The organism is Archangium sp. (assembly GCF_036389735.1).
Lineage (GTDB): Bacteria > Myxococcota > Myxococcia > Myxococcales > Myxococcaceae > Archangium.
Genome location: NZ_DASVWK010000181.1, coordinates 1 through 10,147, shown reverse-complemented (window position 1 = coordinate 10,147; position 10,147 = coordinate 1). Strand labels below are relative to the sequence as shown.

The following is a 10,147-nucleotide window of genomic DNA, read 5'->3' as shown; positions in this document are numbered from 1 at the left end:
GGCCCCGAAGAGGGAGACGACCTCGACGGCCCACATGCCGGTGCCCACGACCAGCTGCGAGCCGAAGCCGGTGAAGAGTTCGCCGAAGGCGCGCAGGAGCGAAAAGGGCGAGGAGCGCGCGGGCCGGCCGGGCACGTGCTCATGGGAGAGGAGTCCGTAGCTCCTGGGCGCGGCGAGGGCCGGCGCGAGCAGACTGAACGAGGAGGGCTCGTGGGTATCGAGCCGGGGAGCGTCCGCCGGAGAGAGCCGCAGGACGCTGATGACGAGCAGGGTGGTGAGCATAGGGGTGCTCAGTATGCCTCCCGAAGCGCCGCTGCGTTCGCCCGTCTGTCAGGTGGACCAACAACCCGATTCGGCGAGCGTCCAGATCCTGGGGCCTCGCTTGCGCGCGAAAAGGGCCACCTCTATCGTTGAAACGGGTGTCTCAGTGCAGCTCATACCCACCACGGCGGTACCCAGGTCCGGGGCCTCGAAGTCGAGGTGTGGTGGGTAACGGGCTGGATACAGAGACCCCATGAACGCGGCGGACCCACGTTCAGAGCGTAAGGCAGGCGTGCTCGCGGGGTGCGAGGCACGCTGACCGGACGCTCGAAAACGTTGCCGGTGCCTTCGTCGGGCGCCGTGGAGGCGCCCATGGCGAAGACAGACCGCTGACTCTCCCACACAACCCACCCGGTGATGCCTCGGTTCGAGCCGAAGCCTCGCCCCTTCTGCATTCACATGCTGGGAGAAGTCCATGCGCATCCTTCAAGTGATTCACGGCTACCCCATGCGGTTCAACGCCGGCTCGGAGGTCTACACCCAGGCCCTGTCCCAGGGTCTCGCCGACCGGCACGAGGTGCGCGTCTTCACGCGCTACGAGGACCCCTTCGCCCCCGACTACTCGGTGCTCCGCGAGCGGGACGCGGACGACCCGCGCATCCAACTGCACCTGGTCAACATGCCCAACAGCCGGGACCGCTACCGGCACGAGGGCGTGGACCACCGCTTCGCCGAGCTGCTCGAGGAATTCCGCCCCCACATCGTCCATGTGGGCCACCTCAACCACCTGTCGACCTCGCTCGTCGAACAGGCGGCGTCGCGCGACGTGCCCCTCGTCTTCACCCTGCACGACTACTGGCTCATGTGCCCGCGTGGCCAGTTCATGCAGATGCACCCGGAGGACCCGAACAACCTCTGGGCCGCCTGCGCCGGGCAGGAGGACCGCAAGTGCGCCGAGCGCTGCTACGCACGCTACTTCTCGGGCGCCCCCGAGGAGCGAGAGCAGGACGTGGCCCAATGGGCGGGCTGGGTCCAGCGCCGGATGGCCCACGTGCGGCGCATGGCGGAGCGGGTGGACCTGTTCATCGCGCCCTCGCGCTACCTGCTCGACCGGTTCCAGGAGGGCTTCGGCCTGCCCGCCTCCAAGCTGCGCTACCTGGACTACGGCTTCGACCTCGGGCGCCTCGAGGGCCGGGCACGGGGGCCGGAGCAGGACTTCGTCTTCGGGTACATCGGCACGCACATCCCCGCCAAGGGCATCCACCACCTCCTCGAGGCCTTCGGTCAGGTCCGAGGCCGGGCACGGCTGCGCATCTACGGCCGCCCCCGGGGAGAGAACACGGAGTCCCTCAAGGCCCTGGCGCGCACCCTGCCGGGCGATGCGGCCGAGCGCGTCGAGTGGCTGCCCGAGTACCGCAACGCGGACATCGTCGGGGACGTGTTCAACCATGTGGATGCCATCGTGGTGCCCTCCATCTGGGCGGAGAACTCGCCGCTCGTCATTCACGAGGCGCTCCAGGCGCGCGTCCCCGTCATCACCGCGGACGCGGGAGGAATGCGCGAGTACGTCCAGGATGGGGTGAACGGGCTGCTCTTCGAGCACCGGAGCCCGGTGGCGCTCGCGCGCGCCCTTCAGCGGCTGGTGGACGAGCCGGCGCTGGCCTCGCGCCTGGGCGCGCGGGGCTACCTCCAATCCGAGAGCGGCGACGTGATGGACATGAAGGACCATGTCCACGACGTGGAGGCGCTCTACGCGCGGGCCATCCGGGAGAAGCGCGCCACCCGGAAGCCCTCGAAGCCGGGGCCATGGCGCATCACGTTCGACACCAACCCGGATGACTGCAACCTGCGCTGCATCATGTGCGAGGAGCACTCGCCCCACAGCGACAAGCAGCGCGTGCGAACGGCGGCCGGCAAGCCGAGGCGGCGCATGCCCATCGAGTTGCTGCGCCAGGTGCTGGAGGACTCGCGGGACACGCCGCTGCGAGAGATCATCCCCTCCACGATGGGCGAGCCGCTCATCTACGACCACTTCGACGACATCATCGACCTGTGCATGTCACAGGGGCTGCTGATGAACCTGACCACGAACGGCACCTTCCCTCGGAGGGGCGCGCGCGAGTGGGCCCGGCGACTGGTGCCCATCCTGTCGGACGTGAAGATCTCCTGGAACGGGGCGAGCAAGGAGACGCAGGAGACCATCATGCTCGGCACACGCTGGGAGCGGGTGCTGGAGAACCTGCGCACCTTCCTCGCCGAGCGGGATGCACACGCGAAGGCGGGCGGGCACCGGTGCCGGGTGACGCTGCAGCTCACCTTCCTGGAGAGCAACGTGGCCGAGCTGGCGGACATCGTGCGGCTGGCGGCGAGCCTCGGGGTGGACCGGGTGAAGGGGCACCACCTGTGGGCCCACTTCGAGCAGATCCAAGCGCTGTCGATGCGACGCAGCCCGGAGGCCATCGCCCGCTGGAACGCGGCGGTGCGCGAGGCCCGCCGGGTGGTGGAGGAGAACCCGTTGCCAAATGGGAACCGGGTCCTGCTGGAGAACATCCACGAGTTGGACGAGAGCGCGGTGCGGGACCTCGCGCCGGGGGCGTGGTGCCCGTTCCTGGGGAAGGAGGCCTGGGTGAGCGCGGAGGGCCGGTTCGACCCATGCTGCGCTCCGGACGCGCAGCGGCGCACCCTGGGTGAGCTGGGCAACCTGCGCGAGGTGGGCATCCAGGAGGTGTGGAACGGAGAGGGCTACCAGCGGCTGCGCGAGACGTACATGGAGCATCCGCTCTGCCGGAGCTGCAACATGCGCCAGCCGGTGGAGGTGGCGCGATGAGCCCGTGGGTGAGAACGCGCGTGTCGGCGGATCGCACCCATCACACCCTGGATGGGGCAGCGCTCTACCCGGCCCGGTTCACCGAGGTGCTGTCCTTCCATGCACCGGGGCTGGCCGCGGCGAAGGATGACACCGGGGCCTTCCACATCGACGTCACGGGCCGGCCGGTATACGCCCGGCGCTTCACGCGGACCTTCGGGTTCTACGAGGAGCTGTCCACGGTGGAGGATGGAAGCGGGGCCTTCCACCTGCGCCCGGACGGCACGGAGCTGTCGCTCGAGCGGTACGCCTGGTGCGGGAACTTCCAGGACGGCCGCTGCACGGTGCGCACGCGGGAGGGCCGCTACTTCCACGTCGATCGGGAGGGGCGACCGGCATACGCGGAGCGCTACGCGTACGCGGGAGACTTCCGGGATGGGCTCGCCGTGGTGCAGGAGCCCTCGGGCTCGCACCTGCACATCCACGAGGATGGCCGGCCACTGAATGGCCGGCGCTTCCTGGACCTGGACGTGTTCCACAAGGGATACGCCCGGGCACGGGACGAACAGGGCTGGCACCACGTGGACACCCTGGGCGAGCCCCTGTACGCGCGGCGCTTCACGATGGTGGAGCCCTTCTACAACGGTCAGGCGCGGGTGGAGGGTGAGAACGGCGCGCTCCTCGTCATCGACGAGCGGGGGGAGGTCGTCCGCGAGTTGCGAGCGCCCAGGCGCAGCGCGCTCCAGTCCCTTTCGGAAGACATGGTGGGCTTCTGGAAGACGCAGGCGCTCCGTGCCGCCGCGGAGCTGCGCATCATCGAGGCCTTGCCGGCCACCACGGCCCGGGTCGCGGAGGCGCGGGCCCTGGCTCCCGAGCGGTGCGCGCGCCTGCTGCGGGCACTCGGGGAGCTGGGGCTCGTGGTCCGCGAGGGAGACACGTGGCGAGCAACACCCCGCGGCGCACTGCTCCACCGCGAGCACCCGTTGCAGCTGGCCGACGCGGCGCTCCACTGGGGCCGTGACTGCTACCGCCTCTGGGAGGCGCTTCCCGACGCCCTGCGTGCCCAGGGAACCTGGGCGCCGCCACGTTTCTTCGAGGAACTCTCGAAGGACCCACAGCGCGTCGCGAGCCACCACCGCGCCATGGCGAGCTACGCACGCCATGACTACGCCCACATCGCCGAGGCGCTCCATGACGTGACGCACGGGACGGTCGTGGATGCGGGAGGTGGCACGGGTGTGCTCCTGCGGAATCTGATCCGAGGGCGTCCCGAGCTCCAGGGCGTGCTCCTGGAAAGGCCCGAGGTAGCGCACGGCATCGAGGTGCCCGCGGAGTTCACGGGTCGGCTGAAGGTCATCGCCGGGGATGTCTTCGCGCCGTGGGCCGTCAGGGCCGAGGCCATCGTCCTGGCACGCATCATCCACGATTGGAGCGATGCGGAGGCGGTACGAATCCTCCAGCACGCGCGGGAGGCACTGGCTCCAGGGGGTCGGCTCTACGTCGTCGAGCTGGTGGTCGGACCCGAGGACATGGGCGGCGCGCTCCTGGACCTGCACATGCTCGTCACCACCGGGGGCAAGGAGCGCACCGAGGCGGAATTTCGTGTCCTACTGGAGCGCGCCGGGCTGAGACTCCGAGAGCGACGCTCCCTGACGGAGGTAGGCAAGGTGCTTGTAGCGGAGATGCGATGACTCCGCCCCATCCTCCCAGTCGTCTAACGGCCCACCAGTTCCTGCAGCACATGGAGGCGCCCTCCCTGCGAGGGATCTTCATCCTGGGATGCTTCGAGCGACGTGTAACACTGTACTCGCAGCAGGTACGCGCACTGAATCTGGCCTATGCCTTGTCCCAGGAGCAGCGGCTCACGCCTGGAACCAGGGTGCTCGTCATCGGAGGAGGCGCGGCCGGGCTTACCTTCGCCGCGGGAGCAGCTCACCTGGGAGCCAGGGTCACCCTGCTCGAACGACTGGGCGACGTGCTGACCACGTTCCAGGGCAATCACACACGCTGGCTGCACCCACATATCTATGAATGGCCTCGACCAGGCTCGGAGCGGGTTCACGCCGGGCTTCCCTTTCTGGACTGGTCGGCGGACCAGGCTGGCGAGGTCGCGCGGGAACTGCACGCGCAGTGGAACGAACTGAAGAAAGAGTTCGACATCTGTGTCCACTGCGACGCGAAAGACATCAAGCGAGATTCCGGCGCGAGCGATGGCCACGCGTTCACCTGGAATGCGCCAGGGTTCGAGAGCGGCAGCTTCTCCATCGTCGTCTTCGCCGTGGGCTTTGGCCAGGAGAAGCCGATTCAGGGCCTGGCAACTCCGCTGTATTGGAAGGACGATGATCTCCACCAGTACATGCCACCTGGCAGTCGGTTCCTCGTCTCGGGAATTGGTGATGGTGGCGTCGTGGATCTCCTGCGGCTCCGTCTCCACGACTTCCAGCATGAGCAGGTGGTTCTAGACCTGCTGTTGGACTCATCGGAATTGGAGCCCGTGAGAGACGCGCTGCTCCAGATCGAGAAGCTCCATCGGCGAAAGCCTTCGTCCCGAGAACTCTACCAGAGCTACAAGGCGCTCCCGGTCCCCAAATCCCTCCACCAGCGCATCCAGGAGCGGTTACGAGGCGACACTCGCGTGGTTCTCAACAGTCCCGAGCACTACCCACTGAGCGCCGATGCCAGCATCCTCAACCGCTTGCTGCTGTCCCTATTGCTGAAGGTGGACCAGCTCGAATACCGCAAAGGCACCATCGAGCGGGGACAGGACAAGGGAGACGGAACCTACGCGGTGCACTTCGACTCGGGCGATCCGGACTCCTTCCACCGTGTCATCGTCCGACATGGTGCGAACTCCTCCCTGGAGCACGACTTCCCCGAACTCTGGAAGGAAGTGTCCCAGCACCTGCGCAGCATCAACACACCCGACCAGACCCGCGAACCCCTCTGGGACGATCAGGTCTTCGCCCGAAAGCAGGCCCAGTCCAGGCCAACGAAAACGCACGCACTACCACCGCCCAGGGGGGGCCCCATCGTCGGTCGGCAGAAGGAAGTCAGGCGACTCGTGGAGGAGGTGCTCAAGATCAGGCCCTCCCCGGTGGTAGTGCTCGGCCCTCCTGGCATCGGCAAGAGCACCATTGCACTCGCCGCATTCGGGAACGTCAACGTCGAGAACCGTTATGGAGATCGCCGTTACTTCGTCCATCTGGACAGCGTGGACACGGAGGAGGCCATCTTCTCCAGGATTGCTCGGGTGATGGGCGTCACCAGTATCTCGGACCTGTCGGCACGGGTCCTGTCCGAGCTAGAGATAAAGCCCCCACACTGCTCGTCCTCGACAACGCCGATTCACCCTGGCTGCACGACCCTTCCAGAACGGAAGAGCTGCTCCGGATACTGGCCCGCAGACCGACCCTGGCCCTCATCATCACCCTGGGTGGCAAGGAGCAGCCGAACTTCGGCGAGATACAGGGTCGCGTGGTACCCGTCCCGGTTCCACCCCTGTCACCCGAGGAGTCCCGAGAGCTGTTCTGCTCCATTGCCCGCGACATGGGTCCGCACACCTCCGACCTCGGCGACATGCTCCAACAAATGGACGGCGTGCCGTTCGCGGTGGAGCTCCTGGCGAAACAAGCCCAGGGCGTGGATCTGGACATCACCCTTCAACGATGGCGTGACGAGCGCTTGGAGATGCTCCAGTCGGATGCAAGCAAGGGCTTCGACCTCACTGAGTCCATCGAGTTCTCGCTCCGGGACCCTCGTCTCTCCGAAAATGCCCGCCGGCTTCTGTCGGTGCTGGCCCTGCTCCCAGCGGGACTGTCGGAAACGGACCGCAGATCCCTCTTTCCCTGGAGCACGGCAGCCATCGCACTCCTTCAGAAAGCCGCACTGGTCGAGCGTGAGGGGCGACGCTGGCGGCTGCTCGTCTTCATCCGCGAGCAGGTACGAGATACCCGTCCTCCTCAAGAGGAGGACAAGAAGAAGCTCCTGGAGTTCTACTTCTCGCTGGCCCAGCGACTGGGCCCGCAGGTGGGAAAGGCCAACGGGCGCGAGGCGTTCAACCAGCTCTTCGAGGAGATCGACAACATCGAGAGTCTGCTCTTGATGGCACTCGAGGAGAAGAACACGGATGTGGCCATCGCCGCGGCCCTCCAGGTGAGCGATTTCGTCCGGTTCTCCGGACGGGGCTCCGCGCAACCGCTGGAAAAGGCCCAGGAAGTCGCGAAGAGACAGGGCGACAGAGTGAAGGAAGCCTGGTGCTTGCTGGCCCTGAGCAGACTCCACCTGCTTCGCCGCCCTCAGTACAACCGGGCCCGGCAACTGCTGGAGAAGGCGCTTGGGCTCTTCCAACAAGCGGGGGATCCGAAGGGCGAGGCAGAATGCCTCCGGGAGTTGGGCCACACCGCCGCCAACGAGTACGAGCTGGAAAAAGTGGAGGGCAAGTTGGAACAGGCGGAGGGCTACTTTCGGCGGGCACTCACCATGCAAGAGCAGTTCGACGACCCCATTGGCGAAGCCTATTGCCGCCATGGCCTCGCCCGAGTCGCGCTCCTCCAGGACAAGCACGAGGAGGCCCGCCGCCTCTTCCGGGAGACCCTCCAGATGTTCAGCGAGCAGAACGACCAGCTCGGACAGGCCTATAGCCTGCGACACCTGGGTGAGCTGGAGGAAGACGACAGCCAGCTCCGCAAGGCCTGCGAGTTCTTCGATGAGGTGGGCGAGTTGCGCAACCTCGCACATGGCCTGCACAGCAGAAGCGAACTCGCCCGAAAGCGCGGCGCTCTCGAAGAGGCCGAGCAACTCTGCCGGCAGGCATTGGATTGGTTCCAGAAACTCCGGGCCTCCCGCGAGGAAGCCTGGTGCCGCATCAGCCTGGCGCAGGTGGTTCACGTGCGCTCCAGGCCAGCGGAGGCACACGCGTTGCTGGAGCAGGCACTTCAGAGTGCTCGCCAGTTGCGCGACGAGAAATGCGAAGAGAAGTGCCTCCGGCTCCTCCGGGAGTGGGGAGAACCACCCGCATGAGCCCCTCCGTTCTCCATTGGTTGGCACGCCTCCCCCGCGAGCGCCCCGTGGCCATGCTCCTGCGCCACGCGGCCCGCCCCCCCATCCCTCCAGGAGAGACGGGCAACGAACTCGCGCTCACACAGGAAGGCCTCACCCTGGCGAAGCACCTCGGCGGCCTCCTGGGCCCTCGTCTCGCGGCACTCCATACCAGCCCCGTCCTCCGCTGCCTCCAGACAGCGGAAGCCCTGCGCGAGGGGGCCCGGGTGGACCTCGACATCCTCCCCGATCGGATGCTCGGCGCGCCGGGCGCCTTCGTCCTCGACGAGGTCCTCGGCGGACAGACCCTGCAACGACTCGGTCTGGAGTCCTTCCTGGAGCACCTCATCTCCGGCGAGGGGGTGCTTCCGGGTATCGCGGAGCCCTCCTCCGCCGCCTCCTCCCTCCTCCGTCACCTGCTCGGGCGCTCGGGGAACGTCGAGGGCCTCCATGTCTTCGTGACGCACGACTCCCTGCTGGCCCCCACCGTCGCGCGCACGCTCCAGTGCCCCGTCTCCCCCGTGGACTGGCCGGAGTACCTCGAGGCCGCCTTCTACTGGCGCGAGGGAGCGGACGTCTGGGGGGCGTACCGCACCCGGGCATCGGTCTGCCTCGCGGGGTGACCCTCGGCCCGGAGGCGCCCCGAGGGGTTCGTTGCCCCGCGATGTACGCCCCCACGCAACTTCCGGCGCGCATTCCCGACAATGGGCGTGTCACTGCGCCAATGTAGGCGCCGCTGTCCGGAAACTCCGCCATGCCCTTCCGCGCGTCCCTCGCCACCGCCCGCCCCCAGCCGTTCCTCCCGGTCGCCACCGCCGAGGCCCGTCGCCCCACCGCGCGCCCGGTGTCGACGGCGCCGGCGGCCCCCCAGCGTCCCGTCGATGCCTTCGACACGGGGAAGCCTCCGCGCTTCGAGGGGCTGAAGGACAAGGCGCTCATCAAGGCGCTGCATGACGCGGTCGCCAAGCACAAGGACCTCGGCTACAGCCAGGCGCGCAAGGTCATCTTCACCGAGCTGGACAACCACGATGGCAAGGTGGCGTGCGTGTACACGGGCCGCGAGCTGCGCACGAACAAGATTCCCAACAGCTCCGACATGAACACGGAGCACACCTGGCCGCAGTCGAAGGGCGCCACGGGCGCGGCCAAGAGCGACCTGCACCACCTCTTCCCCACGGACAGCAAGGCCAACAGCATCCGCAGCAGCTACCCCTTCGGCGAAGTGAAGAACGTGAAGTGGAGCCAGGGGGGCTCGAAGTTCGGCACGGACGAGAAGGGCCGGCTCGTCTTCGAGCCGCCCGACGCGCACAAGGGCAACGTGGCGCGCGCCCTCTTCTACTTCTCCACCGTGTACAACAAGGCCATCCCTCCGCAGGACGAGGCGATCCTCAAGAAGTGGAACGTGACGGACAAGGTGGACGCCGCGGAGCGCACGCGCAACGACACCATCGAGCGCCACCAGGGCAACCGCAACCCCTTCGTGGACGACGCCTCGCTGGCGCAGCGCATCGCGGACTTCTAGGCTGGCCACATGGCCGACCTCTCCCCGCTATGGGCCCTGGTGCCCGGGGGCTCGGGAGTGCCGCTCGCGAAGGTGGGCGGCGCGCCGGAGCCCGTGGGTACCTTACGCTGGCCGGCGTGTGCCTCGTGCGGCGCGCCGATGCGCTTCCTCTTCCAACTGCCCCATGTGCCCGGGCGGCTGGACGTGGCGCCGTGGGCGGGGGTGTACGTCTTCCAGTGCGAGAACCCCGACACCGTCTGCTTCCGGTGGGATCCCCATGCCGGGGCCAACGCGGTGGTGGCGGTGAAGGAGGGCTCCACCCAGGAGGAGGGAGCCCGGCATACGGGCCCGCCCTACGCCGAGTGGCTCCTGGGGCTCGGCCCGGCCGAGGAGGACACCGAGGCGCTCTCGGTGGACGTGAACGAGGCCACGGACGAGCAGCTCGCCGCGCTGGACAGGGCCCTGGAGCAGGCGCCCGAGAGCAAGGTGGGCGGAGTGCCGGGCTGGTTGAACGGAGACGGCACGCCCGAGTGCTGCGAGGC

7 protein-coding genes and 1 pseudogene are annotated in these 10,147 nt (G+C 67.7%); 7 read left to right on the top strand and 1 reads right to left on the bottom strand.

The features are described from left to right. On the bottom strand, positions 1-282 hold a 282-nt coding region (locus tag VF794_RS06730; RefSeq protein WP_331108357.1), incomplete at its 3' end, for a hypothetical protein. 454 nt (positions 283-736) lie between these two features. On the opposite strand from VF794_RS06730, the gene VF794_RS06725 reads away from it, so the two are divergent. From VF794_RS06725 to VF794_RS06695, 7 genes and pseudogenes are all read left to right on the top strand, one after another. Then, entirely contained in the window at positions 737-3,088 is a 2,352-nt protein-coding gene (locus VF794_RS06725; RefSeq protein WP_331108356.1) for a glycosyltransferase, read from the top strand. Next, positions 3,085-4,758, top strand: a complete 1,674-nt coding sequence (locus VF794_RS06720; protein ID WP_331108355.1) for a methyltransferase — start codon at positions 3,085-3,087, stop codon at positions 4,756-4,758. Before VF794_RS06725 ends, VF794_RS06720 begins: the two co-directional genes overlap by 4 nt. Beyond that, positions 4,755-5,171: pseudogene (locus VF794_RS41700) on the top strand (FAD-dependent oxidoreductase); the annotation flags it as partial. The gene VF794_RS06720 and the pseudogene VF794_RS41700, both read left to right, overlap by 4 nt. Before the next feature lie 1,472 nt (positions 5,172-6,643). Next, complete coding sequence (locus tag VF794_RS06710; protein WP_331108353.1) at positions 6,644-8,086, top strand: tetratricopeptide repeat protein; 1,443 nt, start codon at positions 6,644-6,646, stop codon at positions 8,084-8,086. Continuing rightward, positions 8,083-8,727 carry a histidine phosphatase family protein gene (locus tag VF794_RS06705; protein ID WP_331108352.1) on the top strand — a complete coding sequence of 215 codons (645 nt, stop codon included), beginning with the start codon at positions 8,083-8,085 and terminating at the stop codon, positions 8,725-8,727. Before VF794_RS06710 ends, VF794_RS06705 begins: the two co-directional genes overlap by 4 nt. A gap of 131 nt (positions 8,728-8,858) precedes the next feature. Next, on the top strand, positions 8,859-9,626 hold the full coding sequence (locus tag VF794_RS06700; RefSeq protein ID WP_331108351.1) for an endonuclease I family protein: 768 nt from the start codon (positions 8,859-8,861) through the stop codon (positions 9,624-9,626). A gap of 9 nt (positions 9,627-9,635) precedes the next feature. Beyond that, positions 9,636-10,147 (top strand): hypothetical protein (locus VF794_RS06695; protein WP_331108350.1); only part of this gene is annotated, 512 nt, incomplete at its 3' end.